Raw genomic sequence first — 21,796 nt, 5'->3', positions numbered from 1 at the left:
AGTGTCTCTGATCGCTTCTGACCACTTCCGCATCGTTGTCGGCCTCGGCAAGAGCGGCATGTCCCTGGTTCGCTTCCTGGCGAACCGGGGCGTGTCGTTTGCCGTCGCCGATACGCGGGACAATCCACCGGAACTGGCCACGCTCAAGCGTGACTATCCGCACGTGGAAGTGCGTTGTGGCGAGCTGGACGTCGAATTCCTGTGCCGTGCCGACGAGCTCTACGTGAGCCCCGGCCTGGCGTTGGCGACCCCGGCCCTGCAAGCCGCTGCCGCCCGTGGCGTGAAACTGTCCGGCGACATCGAGTTGTTCGCGCGTAACGCACAGGCGCCAATCGTGGCCATCAGCGGTTCCAACGCGAAAAGCACGGTCACCACCCTGGTTGGCGAGATGGCGGCTGCGGCCGGCAAACGCGTCGCGGTGGGCGGCAACCTCGGGACGCCGGCGCTGGACTTGCTCAGCGACGACATCGAGCTGTACGTGATGGAACTGTCGAGTTTCCAGCTGGAAACCACCGACCAGCTCAACGCCGAAGTGGCGACCGTACTCAACATCAGCGAAGACCACATGGACCGCTACAGCGGTCTGCCGGCCTATCACCTGGCCAAGCACCGGATCTTCCGTGGTGCCAGGCAATTTGTGGTCAACCGTCAGGATGCACTGACGCGGCCATTGATCGGCGAGGGCCAGCCGTGCTGGACCTTCGGTCTGAGCAAACCGGATTTCAAGGCGTTCGGTATCCGGGAAGAAGACGGCGAGAAATACCTGGCCTTTGAATTCCAGAACCTGATGCCGGTGCGCGAGCTGAAAGTTCGCGGCGCACACAACCAGTCCAACGCTCTGGCGGCCCTGGCGCTCGGGCATGCGGTCGGTCTGCCGTTCGACGCGATGCTCGCAGCGCTGCGCAACTTCGCCGGCCTCGAACACCGCTGCCAGTGGGTGCGCGATCTGGACGGCGTTGCTTATTACAACGACTCCAAAGCCACCAACGTTGGCGCCGCGCTGGCGGCCATTGAGGGCTTGGGTGCGGACATCGACGGCAAGATCGTGCTGATCGCCGGTGGCGATGGCAAGGGGGCCGAATTCAACGATCTGCGTGATCCGGTCGCCGCCCACTGCCGTGCCGTGATTCTGATGGGCCGCGACAGCGACAGGATCGGCGCCGCCCTCGGCGACGCCGTTCCACTGATCCGCGTAACGTCATTGGTTGAGGCCGTCGAGCAATGCCGCGCCGCTGCCCAACCGGGCGATGTCGTGCTGCTGTCGCCAGCCTGCGCCAGTTTCGACATGTTCAAGCATTACGAAGACCGTGGTCACCAGTTCGTCCGCGCCGTGGAGGAACTGACATGAGCCTGAGAAACATCATCAAACCGTATCCGTCGCCGATCATCACCGGGCGCGGGATCGACCTCGATTTCCCGATGCTCGCCGGGTGCCTGGCGCTGCTCGGTCTCGGCCTGGTCATGATCGCGTCGGCGTCCACCGAAGTGGCCGCCGCGCAGTCGGGCAGTGCGCTGTACTACATGATTCGCCACCTGATCTATGTGGCGCTGGGCCTTGGCGCCTGCATCATCACCATGATGATTCCAATCGCCACCTGGCAACGGTTGGGCTGGCTGATGCTGCTCGGTGCGTTCGGTCTACTGGTGATGGTGATCATTCCGGGCATCGGCCGGGAAGTGAACGGTTCGATGCGCTGGATCGGTTTCAGCTTCTTCAACGTTCAGCCATCCGAAATCGCCAAAGTGTTCGTGGTGATCTACCTCGCGGGTTACCTGGTGCGGCGCCAGAAAGAAGTGCGCGAGAGCTGGATGGGCTTTTTCAAGCCGTTCATCGTGCTGCTGCCGATGGCGGGGCTGTTGCTGATGGAGCCGGACTTCGGCGCCACCGTCGTGATGATGGGCGCGGCCGCGGCCATGCTGTTCCTTGGCGGAGTCGGCTTGTTCCGCTTTTCGCTGATGGTGGTGCTGGCGGTCGGGGCCGTGGTTTTGCTGATTCAGATGCAGCCGTACCGGATGGCACGTCTGACCAACTTCGCCGACCCGTGGGCCGACCAGTTCGGCGCCGGTTATCAATTGTCGCAAGCCTTGATCGCGTTCGGTCGTGGCGAATGGCTGGGCGTTGGCCTGGGCAACAGCGTGCAGAAGCAGTTCTACCTGCCGGAAGCGCACACCGACTTCGTGTTCTCCGTACTGGCTGAGGAGCTGGGCGCGGTGGGTTCGCTGTGCACCGTGGCGCTGTTCGTATTCGTGTGTATCCGTGGCATGTACATCGGTCTGTGGGCCGAGAAGGCCAAACAGTACTTCGCCGCTTACGTGGCTTACGGTCTGTCGTTCCTGTGGATTGGTCAGTTCCTGATCAACATCGGTGTGAACGTCGGCCTGCTGCCAACCAAGGGCCTGACCTTGCCGTTCCTCAGTTATGGCGGCAGTTCGTTGGTGATCTGCTGTGCCTGCCTGGGTTTGTTGTTGAGGATCGAGTGGGAGAGTCGAACCCACCTGGGCAGCGAAGAGATGGAATTCCATGAGAGCGACTTCGCCGAGGAGCCGAATCATGGGCGCTAACGTATTGATCATGGCCGGCGGAACCGGCGGCCACGTGTTCCCGGCGCTGGCCTGTGCCCGCGAGTTTCAGGCGCGCGGCTACACCGTGCACTGGCTCGGCACGCCACGCGGGATCGAGAACGAACTGGTCCCGGCGGCCGGGCTGGAACTGTATCGGATCAACGCCACTGGCCTGCGCGGCAAGGGCAAGCTGTCGCTGCTCAAGGCGCCGTTCATGCTGCTCAAGTCGGTCTGGCAGGCGCGGGCGATCATTCGCAAGCTGCGTCCGGTGTGCGTGGTCGGCTTCGGTGGTTATGTGACTGGCCCCGGTGGTCTTGCCGCGAAGCTGGCCGGCGTGCCGGTGATCGTTCACGAACAAAACGCCGTGGCCGGCACCGCCAATCGGTTGCTGGTGCCGTTCGCCGCCCGGGTGTGTGAAGCCTTCCCCGACACCTTTACTCTGTCGGACACCCGCCGTACCACCGGAAACCCGGTGCGCAGCGAGCTGTTCCTCGAAACACCGCGACCTGCTCTGGCGGGTCGCAAAGCGCGTTTGCTGATCCTGGGCGGAAGCCTTGGTGCAGAGCCGTTGAATAAATTGCTGCCTGAAGCCCTGGCCCAAGTTGCTGCCGATTTGCGCCCGGAAGTGTTTCATCAGGCCGGCAAAAACCACGATGAAGTGACTGCAGAGCGCTACCGCGCTGCCGGCGTGGATGCGCAGGTGCAGCCGTTCATCAAAGACATGGCCCAAGCCTATGGCTGGGCCGACCTGGTGGTGTGCCGCGCAGGCGCGTTGACCATCAGTGAGCTGGCTGCCGCCGGTCTGCCCTCGATGCTGGTGCCTTTGCCCCACGCGATCGACGATCACCAGACCCGCAACGCCGAATATTTGGCCCGTGAAGGCGCAGCCTTCCTGATGCCGCAAAGAACGACTGGTGCCGCGGACCTTGCCGCGCGCCTGACAGAGGTCTTGATGCAACCGCAACGACTTGAAGAAATGGCCCAAGCGGCCCGCCGTCTGGCGAAACCCGATGCCACCCGTAGTGTGGTCGATTCCTGTCTGGAGGTGTCCCATGGTTGAGAATCAGAAAGCCATGCCACAACCGGAAATGCGCCGCATCCGTCGCATCCACTTCGTCGGTATCGGCGGCGTGGGCATGTGCGGCATTGCCGAAGTGTTGTTGAACCTGGGTTATGAAGTGTCCGGTTCCGACCTGAAAGCTTCGCCGGTCACCGAGCGTCTGGAATCGTTCGGCGCCCACATTTTTATCGGCCACCGTGCCGAGAATGCCGCTGCCGCCGACGTGCTGGTGGTGTCGAGCGCCGTCAACACCTCCAACCCGGAAGTGGCGACCGCGCTGGAACGCCGCATCCCGGTGGTGCCGCGTGCCGAAATGCTCGCCGAGCTGATGCGCTACCGCCACGGCATCGCCGTGGCCGGCACCCATGGCAAAACCACCACCACCAGCCTGATCGCTTCGGTGTTCGCCGCCGGTGGCCTGGACCCGACGTTCGTCATCGGTGGTCGTCTGAATGCCGCGGGCACCAATGCCCAGCTCGGCACCAGCCGTTACCTGATCGCCGAAGCGGATGAAAGCGATGCCAGCTTCCTGCACCTGCAACCGCTGGTGGCTGTGGTCACCAACATCGACGCCGACCACATGGCGACCTATGACGGTGACTTCAACAAACTGAAGAAAACCTTCGTTGAGTTCCTGCACAACCTGCCGTTCTACGGTTTGGCAGTGATGTGCCTGGACGATCCGGTGGTGCGCGAAATTCTGCCGCAGGTCAAACGTCCGACCGTGACCTACGGCTTCAGCGAAGACGCCGACGTGCGCGCGATCAATGTGCGCCAGCAAGGCATGCAAACCTTCTTCACCGTGCTGCGTCCAGACCGTGAGCCGCTGGAAGTGTCGGTCAACATGCCGGGCAATCACAACGTGCTGAACTCGCTGGCGACCATCTGCATCGCCACCGACGAAGGCGTCAGCGATGAAGCCATCGTCCAGGGCCTGTCGGGCTTCCAGGGTGTCGGTCGACGCTTCCAGGTCTACGGCGAACTGCCCGTGGACGGCGGCAATGTGATGCTGGTCGACGACTACGGTCACCACCCGACCGAAGTCGCCGCGGTTATTAAAGCCGTACGCGGTGGCTGGCCGGAGCGCCGCCTGGTGATGGTCTATCAGCCGCACCGCTACAGCCGCACCCGTGACCTGTACGACGATTTCGTCAATGTACTGGCCGACGCCAACGTGCTGCTGCTGATGGAAGTCTATCCGGCCGGTGAAGAGCCGATCCCGGGCGCTGACAGCCGCAAGCTGTGCAACAGCATCCGCCAGCGCGGTCAGCTCGACCCGATCTACATCGAACGCGGTGTTGACCTCGCACCGCTGGTCAAGCCGTTGCTGCGTGCCGGCGACATTCTGCTGTGCCAGGGCGCCGGCGATATCGGCGGTCTTGCACCCAAACTGTTGAAAAGTGAGTTGTTCGCTGGCGCCGTGGCGGCGTCGGTCGAGGGGAAGTTGAAATGACTGCTGCCTACGCCAAGCTGTTCTCTACTATTGCGCCGAAAGACTTCGGCCGCGTCGCCGTGCTCTTCGGTGGCTTGAGTGCCGAGCGTGAGGTTTCGCTGAAATCGGGTAATGCCGTGCTCGAGGCGCTGCAAAGCGCGGGTGTGGACGCGTTCGGGATCGACGTCGGCGAAGACTTTCTGCAGCGTCTGCTGAGCGAAAAAATCGACCGTGCCTTCATCATTCTTCACGGCCGTGGCGGTGAAGACGGCAGCATGCAGGGCTTGCTCGAATGCGCCGGCATTCCGTACACCGGCAGCGGCATTCTGGCCTCGGCACTGGCAATGGACAAACTGCGCACCAAGCAGGTCTGGCACAGCCTCGGGATTCCGACGCCGCGTCACGCCGTGCTGTGCAGCGAAGCCGATTGTATTTCTGCTGCGACGGAACTGGGCTTGCCTTTGATCGTCAAACCGGCCCATGAAGGTTCAAGTATCGGGATGGCCAAAGTGAGTTCTGCGTCCGAGTTGATCGACGCATGGAAAGCGGCCAGTACCTACGATTCGCAAGTGTTGGTTGAGCAATGGATTCAAGGTCCGGAGTTCACCATCGCCACCCTGCGTGACCAGGTGTTGCCTCCTATCGCCCTGGGTACACCGCACACGTTCTACGACTACGACGCCAAGTACATCGCCAACGATACCCAGTACCGCATTCCGTGCGGGCTGGATGCCGCCAAGGAACAGGAACTCATGGAACTCACGGCCAAGGCCTGTGAGGCGCTGGGTATTGCCGGTTGGGGCAGGGCGGACGTGATGCAGGACGCCGACGGGCAATTCTGGTTTCTGGAAGTGAACACCGCACCGGGCATGACCGATCACAGTCTGGTGCCGATGGCAGCCCGTGCTGCCGGTCTGGATTTCCAGCAACTGGTTCTGGCCATTCTGGCCGCCAGTGTTGAAGACGCTCGAGGTTAAGACGATGCAAGGCGCTCAGCTCAGACATCAGCCACCCGCACCCGGTCGCAAGCCGGTGCCGCGGGGTGCCAGCCGAATGGTGGCCAAAGAGCCGATGTCCGCGCGCCTGCCAAAAGCCAATTTCGGCTTTCTGAGAAGTCTGTTCTGGCCGGTGCTGCTGTTGGTGCTCGGTTTCGGTACTTACGAAGGCGCCCAGCGTCTGCTGCCTTACGCCGACCGGCCGATCAGCAAGATCGCTGTCCAGGGCGACCTGAGTTACATCAGTCAGCAAGCGGTGCAGCAGCGAATCGCTCCGTATGTGGCGGCAAGCTTCTTCACCATCGACCTGGAGGGCATGCGCAAAGAACTGGAGCAAATGCCCTGGATCGCCCACGCCGAAGTGCGCCGCGTGTGGCCGGATCAAGTGGTGATCCGCCTCGAAGAGCAACTGCCGGTGGCCCGTTGGGGCGACGAGTCGTTGCTCAACAACCAGGGCCAGGCGTTTACGCCCAGAGAGCTGGCGAACTACGAACACTTGCCACAGCTGTTCGGTCCTCAACGGGCCCAACAGCAAGTGATGCAGCAATACCAGGTGCTGAGCCAGATGCTGCGACCGATGGGCTTCTCGATTGCCCGCCTGGAATTGCGTGAGCGCGGTAGCTGGTTCCTGACCACCGGCGCCGGCAGTTCAGGCCCCGGCATCGAGTTGCTGCTGGGACGCGGCAACCTGGTGGAAAAGATGCGCCGCTTCATCGCCATCTATGACAAGACGCTTAAAGACCAGATTACGAACATTGCGCGCATCGATCTGCGCTACGCCAACGGCCTTGCTGTTGGCTGGCGGGAACCTGTAGCGCCGACGACAGCCCAACCGGCTGTCGCGAAGAATTAAGAAGAGGCAGGACCCATGGCAAACGTGCAAAGCGGCAAAATGATCGTCGGTCTGGATATCGGCACCTCCAAGGTGGTGGCGCTGGTAGGCGAGGTCTCGGACGACGGCACGCTGGAAATCGTCGGTATCGGTACGCACCCGTCCCGCGGCCTGAAAAAAGGCGTGGTGGTGAACATCGAGTCCACCGTGCAATCGATCCAGCGTGCGATCGAAGAAGCCCAATTGATGGCGGGCTGCCGCATTCACTCGGCGTTCGTAGGCGTGGCCGGCAATCACATCCGCAGCCTGAACTCCCACGGCATCGTCGCGATTCGTGACCGTGAGGTGAGCTCTGCTGACCTTGAGCGTGTCCTGGACGCTGCGCAGGCCGTGGCGATCCCGGCTGACCAGCGCGTGCTGCACACCCTGCCGCAAGATTACGTGATCGATAACCAGGAAGGTGTCCGCGAGCCTTTGGGCATGTCCGGCGTGCGTCTGGAAGCCAAGGTTCACGTCGTCACCTGCGCCGTCAACGCCGCACAGAACATTGAAAAATGCGTGCGCCGTTGTGGCCTGGAAATCGACGACATCATTCTCGAACAACTGGCTTCGGCCTATTCGGTCCTGACCGACGACGAAAAAGAGCTGGGCGTGTGCCTGGTCGACATCGGCGGCGGTACCACCGACATCGCGATCTTTACCGAAGGTGCGATTCGCCACACGGCGGTGATCCCGATTGCCGGTGACCAGGTGACCAACGACATCGCCATGGCGTTGCGCACCCCGACCCAGTACGCCGAAGAAATCAAGATCCGTTACGCCTGCGCCCTGGCCAAACTGGCCGGTGCCGGCGAAACCATCAAAGTGCCGAGCGTCGGCGACCGTCCACCGCGCGAGCTGTCGCGTCAGGCCCTGGCCGAAGTGGTCGAGCCGCGTTACGACGAACTGTTCACCCTGATCCAGGCCGAGCTGCGTCGCAGCGGCTATGAGGACCTGATCCCGGCCGGCATCGTCCTGACCGGCGGTACTTCGAAGATGGAAGGCGCCACCGAACTGGCCGAAGAAATCTTCCACATGCCGGTTCGTCTGGGCGTGCCGCATGGCGTCAAAGGTCTGGATGACGTGGTGCGCAATCCGATTTATTCCACGGGCGTTGGCTTGTTGATGTACGGCCTGCAAAAGCAGTCCGACGGGGTTTCGTTCTCCGGCATCGGCAGCCGCGACAGCTACAGCAGCGAGGAGCCACAGGCGCCGTTGCTCGATCGATTGAAGAAGTGGGTTCAAGGCAACTTCTAAAGCTTTACCGCAACACCGCAACAAAATGCAGTAGGCGAAAAAACTAGAGAACGTAAGGAGAGGGAAAATGTTCGAACTCGTAGACAACATCCCCGCAAGCCCGGTAATTAAAGTTATCGGTGTTGGCGGTGGCGGCGGCAACGCTGTCAATCACATGGTCAAGAGCAACATCGAAGGCGTCGAATTCATCTGCGCCAACACTGATGCTCAAGCGCTGAAAAACATCGGCGCGCGTACCATCCTGCAACTGGGCACAGGTGTCACCAAAGGCCTGGGCGCCGGCGCGAATCCGGAAGTCGGCCGTCAGGCTGCTCTGGAAGACCGCGAGCGCATTGCTGAAGTGCTGGCCGGCACCAACATGGTGTTCATCACCACGGGCATGGGCGGTGGTACCGGTACCGGTGCTGCGCCGATCATTGCCGAAGTGGCCAAGGAAATGGGCATCCTGACCGTTGCTGTCGTAACGCGTCCGTTCCCGTTCGAAGGCCGCAAGCGTATGCAGATCGCCGACGAAGGCATCCGCATGCTGTCCGAAAGCGTCGACTCGTTGATCACCATTCCTAACGAGAAGCTGCTGACCATCCTCGGTAAAGACGCAAGCCTCCTGTCGGCTTTTGCCAAGGCTGACGATGTACTGGCCGGTGCCGTTCGCGGTATTTCCGACATCATCAAGCGTCCGGGCATGATCAACGTCGACTTTGCCGACGTGCGTACCGTGATGAGCGAAATGGGCATGGCGATGATGGGCACTGGCTGCGCCAGCGGTCCGAACCGTGCACGTGAAGCCACTGAAGCGGCCATTCGCAACCCGCTGCTGGAAGACGTGAACCTGCAAGGCGCACGCGGCATTCTGGTGAACATCACCGCCGGTCCTGACCTGTCTCTGGGTGAGTACTCCGACGTGGGTAGCATCATCGAAGCCTTCGCTTCCGAGCACGCCATGGTCAAGGTCGGTACCGTTATCGATCCGGACATGCGCGATGAACTGCACGTCACCGTGGTTGCCACCGGTCTGGGCGCGAAGATCGAGAAGCCTGTGAAGGTTATCGACAATACCGTTCACACCTCGATGGCGGCTTCTCAGGTGCAGCAACCGGCTCCGGCCCGTCAGGAAGCGCCAGCGGTGAACTACCGTGATCTGGACCGTCCGACCGTCATGCGCAACCAGGCTCAGGCCGGTGCTGCGGCTGCCGCGAAGATGAATCCGCAAGATGACCTGGACTACCTGGATATCCCGGCATTCCTGCGTCGTCAGGCCGATTGATGGAATGTATCAGGCCTATGAAGGTGATTGGTGTTCAGCAAAGGTTCGGTCTGCTATCATCGCCAGCCTTTGTTGATACCAGTTCGCAATTTGCGCTGAAGCGGCCCAAGCCATGATTAAACAACGCACACTGAAAAATATTATCCGTGCCACAGGTGTAGGCCTGCATTCCGGGGAGAAGGTCTACCTGACCCTCAAGCCTGCGCCTGTCGACACTGGCATTGTGTTTTGTCGCGCTGACCTCGACCCTGTGGTGCAGATTCCTGCCCGCGCGGAAAACGTCGGTGAAACCACTATGTCGACGACGCTGATAAACGGCGACGTCAAAGTGGACACGGTAGAGCACTTGCTCTCGGCCATGGCTGGCCTGGGCATCGATAACGCCTACGTCGAGCTCTCCGCGTCCGAAGTCCCGATCATGGATGGCAGCGCTGGACCCTTCGTATTCCTGATTCAATCGGCTGGCCTGGAAGAACAGGACGCCGCCAAGAAATTCATCCGCATCCTGCGTGAAGTGACAGTGGAAGACGGCGACAAGCGCGCCACTTTCGTTCCTTTCGAAGGGTTCAAGGTGAGCTTCGAGATCGATTTCGATCACCCGGTTTTCCGGGACCGCACCCAAAGTGCAAGCGTGGACTTTTCCAGCACTTCTTTCGTAAAAGAAGTCAGCCGCGCCCGTACCTTTGGTTTCATGAGTGACATCGAGTACCTGCGCAAGCACAACCTCGCACTCGGCGGCAGCGTTGAAAACGCAATCGTGGTCGATGCCGATGGCGTACTGAACGAAGACGGCCTTCGCTATGAAGACGAATTCGTGAAGCACAAGATCCTCGATGCCATTGGCGATCTGTACCTGCTGGGCAATAGCCTGATTGGTGAGTTCAAAGGCTTCAAGTCCGGTCATGCACTGAACAACCAGTTGCTGCGCAAGTTGATTGAGCAGACAGATGCTTGGGAAGTGGTGACGTTCGAAGACGCCAGCACCGCACCCATCTCTTACATGCGCCCTGTTGCGGCGGTGTAAGTAAAAAACCTCTCTAGTTTTTTGAAGGCCACCTTTGGGTGGCCTTTTTTTATTGTTTGAAACAGAACTCAGCCCGCCAGCACTCGGTTGCGTCCACCTTCCTTGGCCTGATACAACGCCTTGTCCGCCGCAAACAGCAACTGCTCCAGCGTCATCTCGCTCGCTGCCGTCCAGGTGCTGATACCGATACTCACCGTCATCGGCACCTGTGCCCCGTCGACCAGCGGCAATTGTTCCACCGCCTCACGAATATGTTCGGCAATCTGCTGCGCGCCATGACTGTCGGTCTCGGCAAGAATCACCGAAAACTCCTCGCCGCCATAACGCGCCACCAAGTCTGCCGGCCGTCGCACGTTCGCCGTGATGACTTTGGCCAGCTCGCGTAATGCCTGGTCACCCGCCTGGTGCCCATGCCGGTCGTTAAAGGCCTTGAAGTGATCGGCATCGATCATCATTACCGACAATGGTTTGCCCGCACGCTGGGCGCGGAACCACTCGTGGCGCAGCGATTGATCGAGCATCCGCCGATTGGCCAGACCGGTCAGTGCGTCCGTGGCAGCCAGTTGCGCCAGATCCCGTTCGGCCCGTTGGCGCAGGCGCAGTTCGCGGGCGAGCAGCCAGGTCAGCCACAACAACCCCAGACACAACACCCCCGTGGCGCCGCTGATCAGCATCGCCGTACGCCGCCAAGTGGCGAAGACTTCATCGCCGGACAGCGCAACGATGACCACCAGGGGCAAATTGCCGACCCGCGAATAGGTGTAGAGCCGCTGCTGTTGATCCATGCTCGATGTGCTGCTGAAACTCCCACTGCCGTCCCTGTCGCGCAGTATGCGCAGCACGTTGGGCCGGTTGCCGAAGCTTTTGCCGATAGAGTCGCTTTGCAGGTAAGGTTTCTGCGCCAGCAACACGCCATCGTTATTGATGATGTTGAGTGTGCTGTCGTTGCCGATATTCAGGCTGTTGAACAACTGCTCGAAGTAATCGAGCTTCATCGACGCCACAGCCACGCCGATGAACTCACCAGTGTCCGAAGACACCCGCCGACTGAAGCTGATCCGCCATTGGTTGGCCTCATCGCAATCACAACGGGTCTTGAACGGACGGCTGATAAACATGCCGACGTCGCGGTTGAACGCATGGGCCAGGAAGTAATCACGGTCGGCGAAATTGCCGGGTTTAGGTTCGACTCTTGAAGAGTCGGCGATCACATCGCCGTGTTTGTCGAGCAACAGAATGTCGCCCTTGAAGCGTGCAGTGGTCGAGCGGTCGAACAGCGCCAGATGGCGGATTTGAGGCGAGACCGCTTGCAAGTCGTCGCGCTGTGCAGCGGCAATCAGACCTTGCAGCGTCAGGTCGTACAGCTCGACGGTACGCAGCACGTCGGCGTCGATCAACTGGGCAATGGTCGTGGCACTGCGGGTGGCCGTTTCCTGAGCGTTGGCGTGCTCACGGATCAGTAGAAAAGTGACGATGCACAAAATCGCGAACACGGTCAGCGAACTGCCGCAGATCAGCAGCAGCTCGGGGCGTCCGGTCTTGCCCGCAACAGGTGGGGTAAGGCTCGCGATCATGATGCGCTTTCGGTTAAGAGGTCCTTTGAGCGTAGCGCCGATCCTAGAAGACGTTGATCGGGTAGTCGAAGATTACGCGGTATTCATCAGTGTCTGTATCAATCGCGCCGTAACCGTTGCTGCCACGGTGGGTTGCCCATTGCAGACGCACGGCCAGATCTTTGGCCTGACCGCTTTGCACCACGTACTTTAGATCGATGTCGCGTTCCCAGTGCTTGGCGTTTCGCCCTTCGGCGCTGTACCAATTGGAGTAACCCTGACTGTCCGGGTCCACTTTGCTCAGATCAAGCGTTCCGCGCGAGTAGGACACCGCCCAATTCAGGCCCGGCACACCGACACCCGCGAAGTCATAGGCGTATTTGAGCTTCCACGAGCGTTCGTTCGGGCCGTTGAAGTCCGAGTATTGCTGCGAGTTGTCCAGGTAAACGCTGTCGCCCTGACTGATGTAATCGAACGGCGTGTTGCCGTTGACCCGCTGATACGCGGCGGTGACGCTGTGGCCGCCGACACCGACCGTGACGTGCAAGCTGTAGGTGTTGTTGTCGATGTTGCCCAGCAGCGCATCGCCCGTGTCTTGGGTGTGATAGACGTGCAGGCCCGGATTGAGGCTGATCACATCGTTCAATTGCCAGGTGTAGTCGAGGTCGTAGTAGTACTGGTTCCAGATGTCTTTGAGTTCGGAGGCGTAAAGGTTGCTGGTCAGGCCCTCGACACCGCTCCAGGCCACGCCCGCCCAGTTCAGGTGACGGCTGTCATCGCCATCGGCCAGGGCGCCATAGGAGGTGCCGATGCGTGTGTGGCCGCTCTGGTTGTAAGGCTTGGTGAAACTGGCCTGACCGCCTTCGATCAACCAGCCGTCGAAGCTGTGGTTGGTCAGGCTGACGCCTCGGAACGTCTGCGGCAGCATACGGCTGTCACCACCAGCAATCACCGGGTTGGTGAGAAACAGATCGCCGGCCTTCAGCTCGGTATCGAACGCGCGCATTTTCAAGGTGCCGCCGGCCGTCGAGAATGCGCCCGGCGCTTTGCCGTGGCCATCACTGATCGGCAGGATGCTGGAGCCATCCGTACCGCCACCGCCGTCGAGTTTCAGCCCGAGCATGGCGTGTGCATCAACGCCAAAGCCGACCGTGCCTTCGGTATAGCCGGACTGAAAGATGCCGAGAAAGCCCTGGCCCCACTCGATGTTGTCGTCTGTGCGCTGGAGACGATTGCGATTGATGTAGTAATTGCGGGCGTTGAGGTTGAGGTTTGAGCCCTCGACGAAACCTTCTTTGGCCGGCTCATCGGCGTGGGCGGAGGATGCCATCGTTGCGGCAACTGCAATGAACAACGGAGTAAAACGGACTGGGTAACGCACGTGCTGGGGAGCTCCTTGGGGTCGATTGGCACTTCAATGTATCGAGGTGCTCAACGTTTCTTATTGGGGAAGACGCACCAAACGGCTTTCAGACCACAACGAAAAAAGGCCGCTGAAAGGCAGCGGCCTGCAATGACGACGGTTGAACGGGAAGAGCCAAACAACCGCGTCGAGGGAAGCGGAACAGGGCGTGACTCAGCTGTCTTTCTCTGGCGATTGAGCCGCGCCGGCGGCGGCCTGTGGGGCTTGCGTGGCGTCTTTGGCCTTGGCCACCATTTCAGCCTGGTGCTGATCGTACGCTTGGGCTCGTGCAATTTTTTGCGCCACGAACGCTTGGGATTCTTCAGCCATCGCCATCGGCGACAGGATCAATGAGGACAAAACGAAAGCGCTGGCAATACCCATACTGTTGGACATTCTGAAAACCTTCTTGCTTGGCAAGTGCTGTTTGGTGCGGGCAAAGATAAGGTCGCTTTGCGCCTGGAAACAGCGTGATTTTCATAAATGACTGTTACAGCAACAGCAAATATCGGCGGGCCCTGGTGTATTGATCTTCCGGTCTATGGAAGACAGCGCTGAGAGCCGACCCGCCACTGCGCGCCTAAAGATCCGCTCTCGCCAGCGGATACACCTTATATAGCCCAAGCATTAACGGCGTGGGTCTCTACGGGAGTGTCCTGTCATGAAACCCAGAACCGTCATTTCGAGTGTGTTGGTTTTGCTTGCGCTCACGGTCTCTGCTGCCCCGCAAGGCACTGCCGGGGAGATCCGTTTCACCGGTCAAATCGTCGATTCCGGCTGTGAAGTCGGGCGAGCGGGAACATTGGCTTTCAGTGAATCGCGCCAGGTCGAGCTCAAGCCCGGCATGCGCTTCGATGTCGATACCTACCGCAACGCGTGCAGCCATGAGACGTTGCCGTTTGCCATGACCTATGAGTCGCTGAAGACCTCGGCCGACAAAGGCATTGTGACCATCACTTACCTGTAAACCGTTCGGCGTGCGCCGCAAATCTTCAGGTGCTGACCCACGGCGCACAGGTATACTGCGCGCCTTTGTGGCTCACTGATCGGGCCCGATTTTTTGCTTTGCGGAGCTTTTATGACTTCCCCGACCCTACCGCCGGTTGACGACGCCGTGAGCGATGTCCCGGCTGACCTGGCCGACGCCAACGAAACCAAAACCGAGATCCCGGCTTTCAAATTCCCGTTCAAACCGGGCGAGTTGGCGGGCGCCAAAGGTTCGAACCAGCCGTGGTACAAGAACGGCGCCAAGAATGGCCACACCAAGACCCCGGGCATGGCGCCGCCGGGCACCCGTCGTTCGATGGGCAAGCGCTGAGTTTCATTCCCCTCTCAGGCCTGGCTGTGATGTTCGATCACGGTCAGGTCATCAGCCTCAGCGAAAATGCTGGATCATGCCGCCCGTAGCGAGATGAACGCATACGTCTGCGCCGGCTCAGTCACCACCTGCCCTCCGGCCGCCAGCACTTGCCCGGCAATGTCATCCCCGGACACATGAAACAGCCATTCACTCAGGGCTTCGTTCGGCGGTTGCGCGCTCACTTGGTCTATCACGGTGGCAAACGCCGCCATATTCGGCAAATACGCGGTAAAGCCATCGCCCTTGAGCGCCGTGGTGCGAATGCCGAGCCTGGCGCAAATCGCCTCTTTGATCTGGATGTCATCGCGATCCGCCTGACGTGAACGCTGTATCAGCTCCACCAATTGCTGATCAACCAGTTCACCGCCGACGATCAGCGCCGGGCCCTGTTCCCAAGACTCCGGCGGGCAATCCTTGGCGGCAGGATTGAGCGGAATATGCGGGTTGATTTCCGCTGGATAAATCCGGCACACCAGGGGGCGACGTTCATAAATCCGACAGCGCTTGTCTTCGTCAAGATTCCGGCAGGGGCCGACGTTGTATGCGGCAAAGGTGATGGCTACGTGGGCATCGGCCATACCGCTGCGCACCACCACCGACCGCCGTTCGGCGTGCTCGCGCTGCTGCGCCGGTAAGCCCAGGCCGTTGCCGAGGAATGCTTCGACCAGCACGATCACCTGGCCGCCATCCGCTGCCCACATGCGGGCCTCGGAGAGGGTCAGGGGGACATGGTGGTCAGTGCAGCATTTGCCGCAACCTACGCAGGAAAACGTCGTATTCATTGAACGATCAATCTTCAATCAGGGTGTGAAACGGCGACGTAAAGTCGCCGTGCAGGCTCCTGTCGAAGCAAGTTGTGCGCCATTTACTGCGCTTTGGCGGTGGGGCGGATCGAGTCCCATTCGGTGACGAAGGCGCTTTTTGACTTTTTGTTGAACAGGCACAGCTCTGTACCTTGCTGGCCCTTCATGTGTTTTTGCGGGTATTGACCTTGCAGCAGAACGGCGGTGTAACCGACTCGGCGATCGAATTGCGCGGGGTTGCCAACCGGTTTGACGTTTTTCAGGCCACTGGCCTTGGTGCAACTGGCGAGTACGCTTTTGTCGTAGGCCGCCCAGGCTTCGGGGCTGGAGGCGTGGGCCAGGGAGGTGAGCGCGGTGAGGCAGAGCAGGCTTAAGGTGAGGGTCTTCATGGTGGGCATCCTTGTTATGGCCAAGGTTGGAGTATGCCTGAGTGTGAGACGTTGTCTGTGCCGACGTCGTCGCGGGGAAGCAGTGGATCAGTGCGGGACGATTTCCCGGCGAACCACATACATCCCGGCACTCTCATACAACCGCTGCGCCCGAACGTTATCTTCCAGCACCTTCAAATCGACGAACCCCTCGCGTCGTTGCTGAAACACCTTGAATGCATTGAGCAGCAACGCCCGACCGAGACCTCGGCCTCGAGCACGCGGATGTACCACCAGATTCTTGATGTAGGCACTGGTCCAGCATTGCGCTACACCGACGACGCCCTCGGTATCGTGGGCAATAAAACACAGGGTCGGATCGTATTCGGGATCGGTTTCAAACCGTTGCTGCCATTGCTCCAGCGCTGGCACCCGGCCGCCACCGTCGCGATAGCCCAGTTGCATCAGGTGGTGCACGGTCGGGGCCAGTTCGGCGTTATAAAGGCTGACCTCGATACCCTGCGGCCAGACAATTGGCGGCGCCTCCGCGCGCAGATCGCGGCGCATCAGCAAGCAGTGCGTCTGGCCCAAGGCTCAGTGTCCGCTGGCGGCAACGTGTTTGGCCGCTTCGATCAGGCGTTGGGTCAACTCCGGCGAGGAGAACTTGGTCAGCACCGCGTTGGCCCCGGCCAGACGGGCTTTTTCGCTGTTCATCGCGCTGTCGAGCGAGGTGTGCAGCAGCACGTAGAGGTGAGCGAAGTCCGGGGTCTCGCGCAGGGTCCGGGTGAAGGCGTAGCCGTCCATCTCGGACATTTCGATGTCCGAGACGATCAGGTTGATCTGCCGCGCCGTGCCCTGCAGGTCGAGCAGGCAGTCGATGGCTTCCTTGGCGCTGCGGGCGGTGTGGCATTGCAGGCCGAGGTTACGCAGGGTATGCACCGATTGCTGCAGCGCTACCTGGCTGTCGTCGACCACCAGAATCCTTGCGTTGCCGAGGACTTCGGCGTCTTCCATGGTCAGGTCGGTGGGGGCCATTTCAATCTGCGCCGGGGCGATGCTGTGGATAACTTTTTCGATGTCCAGCACTTGCACCAGCGTGCCTTCGACCGAGGTCACGCCGGTAATGTAGGCGCGCACACCGCCGGAGCCGAACGGCGGCGGTTTGATGTCGGTGGTCAGGCAATGGATGATTTTGCTCACGGCCTGTACATGCAGGCCTTGTTTCGAGCGGCTGACGTCAGTGACGATCAGGCAGCCGCCGTTCGGGTCTTCCAGCGGTCGCTCGCCGATGGCGCGGCTCAGGTCGATCACCGACAGCGAGGCGCCGCGCAGGGTGGCGATGCCTTTGACGTGCGGGTGCGACTCCGGCAGCTTGGTCAGCGGCGGGCAGGGGATGATTTCACTGACTTTCAGCAGGTTGATCGCCATCAGCTTGCCGCTGCGCAAGGTAAACAGCAGAAGCGAAAGTGAATCTGCGCGGGCTTTGTTGGAGGACATAAAAACCTTCTGTGGAAAAAGGTGATGGGCGAAGGTGGAATCGCCAAAAACGATCGATGCCGGGTTATCGGCGTTTAAAGGATGGGCTTTAGGTCAGTTGTCAGGTGAGGGGCTTCTCAAGCTTTTCAGTTTTTCATGCCGAGGCGCTTGGCCATCCGCCCCAGATTTGCCCGATCCAACCCTAACTCGCGCGCCGCACTTGCCCAGTTATCCTGATTGCGCGCCAGCGCCGCACTGATCAACTGGCGCTGATACGCCTCGGTCGCCGCGCGCAAGTCCCCGCTGATGAGCGATACAGGCGCCACAACAGCGGCCGCCGGCAAAGGCGAGTTATCCACAACCTCATGCGGTAAATCCAGGTCCGCGGCACTCAGGCTGAGTATTTTCGGCCTTACTTTGCTGTTGCCCAGCGCTTTGAGGGCACTGCGACCGATCAGGTGTTCAAGCTCTCGCACGTTACCCGGCCAAGTGTAGGCGAGCAGGGCCTCTTGGGCGTCGCTGTTGAGCCGCAGGCTGTTGAGGCCCATGCGCGAACGGTTCTGTTCGAGGAAGAATCCGCTGAGCAGCAGCACGTCACGCCCGCGATCACGCAACGCCGGCACCCGCAGCGGGTACACGCTCAGGCGGTGGTAGAAGTCGGCGCGATAACGGCCGCTGCGCACTTCTTCGGCCAGGTCGCGGTTGGTCGCGGCGATCAAGCGCACATCGACCTGATGCTCCTTGTCCGAGCCCAGGCGCTGCAATTGGCCGCTCTGCAGAACCCGTAGCAACTTGGCCTGCACCGTTAGCGACAACTCGCCGACCTCGTCGAGAAACAGCGTGCCGCCATTGGCCAGCTCGAATTTGCCGCGCCGGTCACTGGTGGCGCCGGTAAACGCGCCGCGTACATGGCCGAACAACTCGCTTTCCACCAGCGTGTCGGGCAGGGCGGCGCAGTTGAGGCTGATGATCGGTTTATCAGCGCGAGGGGAGGCGGCGTGAATGGCTTGGGCGACCAGTTCTTTGCCGACCCCGGTTTCGCCGGTGATCAACACGGTCAGATCACTGCCACCCACCAGATTGATTTCTTCTACCAGCCGTTTAAGGGCTTTGCTCTGGCCGATCATTTCGCGGTGCTGCTGGCCGCTGGCCTGGCGGTAGACCTCCGCGCGCTGGTGTTCGTCTTCGGCGCGAGTCGCCAGACGTTCGATGCGCTCGGCGGCGTTGACCGTGGCCGAGGCGAGGCTGGCGAAGGCTTGCAGCGCATCCAGTTCGATCGGTTCGAAACGCTCGGGATCCAGGGCGTCGAGGGTGATCAGGCCCCAAAGCTTTTCATCGACGAACAACGGGCAACCGAGGCAGTCGTGGACTTGGAGATGATCGTCCAGGCCCTCGACCAAGCCGTCGTAAGGATCGGGCAAGTCACTGTCAGCAGCGAATCGGGTCGGCCCTTTGCCTGCCAGCAACACTCCGAAGCGCGGATGCTCGCTGACTTTGAAACGTCGGCCGAGGGTGTCGGTGCTCAAGCCGTCCACCGCCAGCGGCACCAGCGCTTCGCCGTCCAGGCGCAGTAGTGCGGCAGCGTCACAGGGCAGCAGGGCGCGCATGGCTTCGAGCAGGCGTCGGTAACGCTCGCCCTCGGGCAGTTCACGGGAGAGGTCGGAGACCAGAGGCAGCAGGGCGGTGAGCAGGGATTTGGCGGACATGGTTTTGTAGGCAAAGAGACAAGATGTAGTCGTGTTGACTATAAATAGCTTGGTGTCGATATGACTACTTAAATTTTAAGTGATTGTTTTTTATAGGAAATAAAGTTGGCACGGAAGCTGATAAGCCTAAGGTAACTTTCAAGAAAACGTAGGAGTCACCCTTATGCTTAGCGTCCAGGATCGTGCCATCGTCAAATCCACCGTGCCTCTGCTGGAAAGCGGCGGTGAAGCGCTGATCACCCACTTCTATCGCATGATGCTCTCTGAATACCCGCAAGTGCGTCCGTTGTTCAACCAGGCCCACCAGGCCAGCGGCGATCAACCGCGGGCCCTGGCCAACGGCGTGCTGATGTATGCGCGGCACATCGATCAACTCGACCAGTTGGGCGACCTGGTGGCGAAGATCATCAACAAACACGTCGCCCTGCAGATTCTGCCGGAACATTACCCGATCGTCGGTACATGCCTGCTGCGCGCCATCTCTGAAGTGCTCGGCGAAGAGATCGCTACGCCTGAGGTGATGAGTGCCTGGGGCGCGGCCTATGGGCAACTGGCCGACATTCTGATCGGCGCCGAAACCGCCATCTATGATCAGAAAGAACACGCCGTCGGCGGCTGGCGCGGCGCGCGCGAGTTCATTGTGGCGGCCAAGGTCGAGGAGAGCGCGGAAATCATTTCGTTCTACTTTGAACCTGCGGACAAAGGCCCGATTCTCGCGGCCGAGCCGGGTCAGTACATCGGAATGAAGCTGATCCTCGATGGCGAAGAAATCCGTCGCAACTACTCGCTGTCGGCGTTGGCGAACAAAGGCCAGTACCGCATCAGCGTCAAGCGCGAGCCGGGTGGCCGTGCGTCCAATCATCTGCACGATCAATTGCAGGTGGGGGCGAGCATTCTGCTGTTTCCGCCATCGGGTGAGTTCACCCTGACGGCCAGCGACAAACCGCTGGTACTGATCAGCGGTGGCGTCGGGATCACGCCGACCCTGGCGATGCTTGAAGCGGCGCTGCAGACCAAGCGCCCGGTGCACTTTATCCACTGCGCACGCAACGGCGGCGTCCATGCGTTCCGCGACTGGATCGATGGTTTGGCTGAGCGTCATCCGCAACTCAAGCGTTTCTATTGCTACGCCGAAGATGACGGTGTGAGCCCGGCGGCGGACAACGTCGGGATGTTGAACCAGCAATTGCTCGGCGAATGGCTGCCGGCGCAGCGTGATGTCGATGCTTATTTCTTGGGGCCGAAAGGTTTCATGGCGGCGATCAAGCGCCATCTCAAAGCGCTGGGCGTGCCGGAGAAGCAGAGCCGGTATGAGTTCTTTGGCCCGGCATCCGCTTTGGAATAATCCTTCGGACCGAGTCGTTTGCATCGCGGGCTTGCCCGCGATGGCATCACTACGGTCTCGATTCTTAAAAAGTGTTTAAAGGTTAATCGTTTCTTAACCGGTTTATCGTTTATTCCCCGATGCTGATGATAGGCGCTCGTTCGTTTACCTGATCAGGATCGCTCCCATGTCGCACATCATCTTCTCCCCTCGTTTCAGCCTCGCTGCGCTGAGCCTGTCGGCTTCGCTGTTGGCCAGCCCATTTGCTTGTGCCGAATCGGCCTTGATCACACCGCAGACCCTGATCGTCGATCAGAGCCTGCCCAAGGCACAGGTTGAGGCCATGGAACTGGCAGCGCGGCGTTATGGCAGTTTCTGGAATTCGGGTGAGGAGGCATTGGCCATCGCCGCCTTGTCGCCGCAGTTTGTCGACAAGACTCCGCCTGAAGGTCGGGTGCAAGGGCCGACCGGGCCATTGCTGGCGTCGAAGTTCTTTCGCACAGCGGTGCCGGACCTGCGTTGCGACATTGAGCAAATGATCGTCGCCGGTGATCGCGTGGTGGTGCATCTGCACTTTCACGGGCACTTCAGCGGCACGTTCAAGGCTCTCAAAGGGCAGGGCCAGCGTGTAGACTTCCGGGCAACCGATATCTATCAGATCGACAACGGTCGCATCGCGGCCAATTGGCATATCGAAGACAACATCAGCCTGATGGCGCAACTGCACGCGCAGCCGCCAGCTAGCTGAACCATGGACATACAAGGGAAACGCGATGAGCGAGGAAACGATTCGATTGGGACGTGAGCGGCGCTTTCTGGTGCTGCTGGGCATCATCTGCCTGGCGCTGATCGGTGGGGCGCTGTACATGCAGATCGTACTGGGCGAGGCGCCATGCCCGCTGTGCATCTTGCAGCGTTATGCGTTGTTGCTGATTGCGCTGTTCGCGTTCATTGGCGCAGGCATGCGCACCCGGCGCAGCATCACGGTGTTTGAAGTGCTGGTGGTGATTTGCGCGATTGCTGGCGCAGGTGTGGCCGGGCATCACGTTTACACGCAGTTCTATCCGGCGGTGAGCTGCGGCATCGATGTGCTGCAGCCGATTGTCGATGACCTGCCGCTGGCGAAGATCTTCCCGCTGGGCTTCCAGGTCGACGGTTTCTGCTCGACGCCATACCCGCCGATCCTCGGTCTGTCGCTGGCGCAATGGGCGCTGGTGGCGTTCGTGCTGGTGGTGATTCTGGTGCCACTGCTGACCTCGCGTAACCGGAAAGCACTGCGCTGAGTCAACTTTTCAACGCTTTGGCCGATACAGAAAGCGCCCCGATTTGCGGATCAGCA

Annotated in this window: 22 protein-coding genes; 14 read left to right on the top strand and 8 right to left on the bottom strand. The window is 60.4% G+C overall.

The features are described from left to right. Position 1 precedes the first annotated feature (1 nt). The 9 genes from murD (at position 2) to lpxC (ending at position 10,465) form a co-directional block, all read left to right on the top strand. Entirely contained in the window at positions 2 to 1,348 is a 1,347-nt protein-coding gene (murD, locus tag AACY18_RS15355; protein WP_339465301.1) for a UDP-N-acetylmuramoyl-L-alanine--D-glutamate ligase, read from the top strand. After that, positions 1,345 to 2,562 carry a putative lipid II flippase FtsW gene (ftsW, locus tag AACY18_RS15350; RefSeq protein ID WP_401162174.1) on the top strand — a complete coding sequence of 406 codons (1,218 nt, stop codon included), beginning with the start codon at positions 1,345 to 1,347 and terminating at the stop codon, positions 2,560 to 2,562. Before murD ends, ftsW begins: the two co-directional genes overlap by 4 nt. Further along, positions 2,552 to 3,622, top strand: a complete 1,071-nt coding sequence (gene murG, locus AACY18_RS15345) for an undecaprenyldiphospho-muramoylpentapeptide beta-N-acetylglucosaminyltransferase (RefSeq protein ID WP_339465300.1) — start codon at positions 2,552 to 2,554, stop codon at positions 3,620 to 3,622. The genes ftsW and murG overlap by 11 nt, the downstream gene beginning before the upstream one ends. Next, on the top strand, positions 3,615 to 5,075 hold the full coding sequence (gene murC / locus AACY18_RS15340) for a UDP-N-acetylmuramate--L-alanine ligase (protein ID WP_339432153.1): 1,461 nt from the start codon (positions 3,615 to 3,617) through the stop codon (positions 5,073 to 5,075). The genes murG and murC overlap by 8 nt, the downstream gene beginning before the upstream one ends. Continuing rightward, entirely contained in the window at positions 5,072 to 6,031 is a 960-nt protein-coding gene (locus AACY18_RS15335) for a D-alanine--D-alanine ligase (RefSeq protein ID WP_339432152.1), read from the top strand. The genes murC and AACY18_RS15335 overlap by 4 nt, the downstream gene beginning before the upstream one ends. A 4-nt stretch (positions 6,032 to 6,035) precedes the next feature. Then, positions 6,036 to 6,902, top strand: coding sequence for a cell division protein FtsQ/DivIB (locus AACY18_RS15330; RefSeq protein ID WP_339432151.1), 867 nt, complete (start codon positions 6,036 to 6,038; stop codon positions 6,900 to 6,902). A 15-nt stretch (positions 6,903 to 6,917) separates the two neighbouring features. Further along, the gene (ftsA, locus tag AACY18_RS15325; RefSeq protein WP_047303071.1) at positions 6,918 to 8,177 is read left to right on the top strand and encodes a cell division protein FtsA; all 1,260 of its coding nucleotides are present in this window, start codon (positions 6,918 to 6,920) and stop codon (positions 8,175 to 8,177) included. Between the two features lie 67 nt (positions 8,178 to 8,244). Beyond that, on the top strand, positions 8,245 to 9,441 hold the full coding sequence (ftsZ, locus tag AACY18_RS15320) for a cell division protein FtsZ (RefSeq protein ID WP_221731503.1): 1,197 nt from the start codon (positions 8,245 to 8,247) through the stop codon (positions 9,439 to 9,441). Positions 9,442 to 9,553: 112 nt separating this feature from the next. Continuing rightward, positions 9,554 to 10,465, top strand: coding sequence for a UDP-3-O-acyl-N-acetylglucosamine deacetylase (gene lpxC / locus AACY18_RS15315; protein WP_007916984.1), 912 nt, complete (start codon positions 9,554 to 9,556; stop codon positions 10,463 to 10,465). Positions 10,466 to 10,533: 68 nt separating this feature from the next. Here lpxC and AACY18_RS15310 read toward each other — a convergent pair whose 3' ends face one another. From AACY18_RS15310 to AACY18_RS15300, 3 genes are all read right to left on the bottom strand, one after another. Next, the gene (locus AACY18_RS15310) at positions 10,534 to 12,039 is read right to left on the bottom strand and encodes a sensor domain-containing diguanylate cyclase (protein WP_339432150.1); all 1,506 of its coding nucleotides are present in this window, start codon (positions 12,037 to 12,039) and stop codon (positions 10,534 to 10,536) included. A 43-nt stretch (positions 12,040 to 12,082) separates the two neighbouring features. Further along, positions 12,083 to 13,399, bottom strand: a complete 1,317-nt coding sequence (locus AACY18_RS15305) for an OprD family porin (protein WP_339465298.1) — start codon at positions 13,397 to 13,399, stop codon at positions 12,083 to 12,085. A 195-nt stretch (positions 13,400 to 13,594) separates the two neighbouring features. Further along, entirely contained in the window at positions 13,595 to 13,816 is a 222-nt protein-coding gene (locus AACY18_RS15300; RefSeq protein ID WP_339432148.1) for a hypothetical protein, read from the bottom strand. 265 nt (positions 13,817 to 14,081) lie between these two features. On the opposite strand from AACY18_RS15300, the gene AACY18_RS15295 reads away from it, so the two are divergent. Continuing rightward, positions 14,082 to 14,387, top strand: coding sequence for a type 1 fimbrial protein (locus tag AACY18_RS15295; RefSeq protein ID WP_339465296.1), 306 nt, complete (start codon positions 14,082 to 14,084; stop codon positions 14,385 to 14,387). Positions 14,388 to 14,498: 111 nt separating this feature from the next. After that, positions 14,499 to 14,738 (top strand): hypothetical protein, encoded by a 240-nt coding sequence (locus tag AACY18_RS15290; protein ID WP_339432146.1) that lies wholly within the window; start codon positions 14,499 to 14,501, stop codon positions 14,736 to 14,738. Between the two features lie 74 nt (positions 14,739 to 14,812). Here AACY18_RS15290 and AACY18_RS15285 read toward each other — a convergent pair whose 3' ends face one another. The 5 genes from AACY18_RS15285 to norR form a co-directional block, all read right to left on the bottom strand. Continuing rightward, positions 14,813 to 15,562, bottom strand: coding sequence for a YkgJ family cysteine cluster protein (locus AACY18_RS15285; RefSeq protein ID WP_339432145.1), 750 nt, complete (start codon positions 15,560 to 15,562; stop codon positions 14,813 to 14,815). Between the two features lie 83 nt (positions 15,563 to 15,645). Continuing rightward, the gene (locus AACY18_RS15280; RefSeq protein ID WP_339432144.1) at positions 15,646 to 15,972 is read right to left on the bottom strand and encodes a hypothetical protein; all 327 of its coding nucleotides are present in this window, start codon (positions 15,970 to 15,972) and stop codon (positions 15,646 to 15,648) included. An 87-nt stretch (positions 15,973 to 16,059) separates the two neighbouring features. Continuing rightward, positions 16,060 to 16,518: a GNAT family N-acetyltransferase gene (locus tag AACY18_RS15275; RefSeq protein ID WP_339465335.1), complete on the bottom strand. Its 459-nt coding sequence runs from the start codon at positions 16,516 to 16,518 to the stop codon at positions 16,060 to 16,062. A 27-nt stretch (positions 16,519 to 16,545) separates the two neighbouring features. Continuing rightward, positions 16,546 to 17,448, bottom strand: a complete 903-nt coding sequence (locus AACY18_RS15270) for a chemotaxis protein CheV (RefSeq protein ID WP_221731499.1) — start codon at positions 17,446 to 17,448, stop codon at positions 16,546 to 16,548. A 125-nt stretch (positions 17,449 to 17,573) separates the two neighbouring features. Continuing rightward, positions 17,574 to 19,133: a nitric oxide reductase transcriptional regulator NorR gene (norR, locus tag AACY18_RS15265; protein ID WP_339465294.1), complete on the bottom strand. Its 1,560-nt coding sequence runs from the start codon at positions 19,131 to 19,133 to the stop codon at positions 17,574 to 17,576. Between the two features lie 163 nt (positions 19,134 to 19,296). Here norR and hmpA point away from each other — a divergent pair, with 163 nt between their 5' ends. The 3 genes from hmpA (at position 19,297) to AACY18_RS15250 (ending at position 21,740) form a co-directional block, all read left to right on the top strand. Further along, positions 19,297 to 20,478: an NO-inducible flavohemoprotein gene (gene hmpA / locus AACY18_RS15260; RefSeq protein ID WP_339432142.1), complete on the top strand. Its 1,182-nt coding sequence runs from the start codon at positions 19,297 to 19,299 to the stop codon at positions 20,476 to 20,478. Positions 20,479 to 20,644: 166 nt separating this feature from the next. Further along, positions 20,645 to 21,205, top strand: coding sequence for an ester cyclase (locus AACY18_RS15255; RefSeq protein WP_221731496.1), 561 nt, complete (start codon positions 20,645 to 20,647; stop codon positions 21,203 to 21,205). A 25-nt stretch (positions 21,206 to 21,230) separates the two neighbouring features. After that, the gene (locus AACY18_RS15250; protein ID WP_277759198.1) at positions 21,231 to 21,740 is read left to right on the top strand and encodes a disulfide bond formation protein B; all 510 of its coding nucleotides are present in this window, start codon (positions 21,231 to 21,233) and stop codon (positions 21,738 to 21,740) included. The last annotated feature ends 56 nt before the right edge of the window (positions 21,741 to 21,796 follow it).

The sequence above is a fragment of the Pseudomonas sp. EA_65y_Pfl2_P74 genome (assembly GCF_963970575.1).
GTDB classification, from domain to species: domain Bacteria; phylum Pseudomonadota; class Gammaproteobacteria; order Pseudomonadales; family Pseudomonadaceae; genus Aquipseudomonas; species Aquipseudomonas baetica_A.
This window is presented reverse-complemented; position numbering and strand designations above follow the sequence as displayed.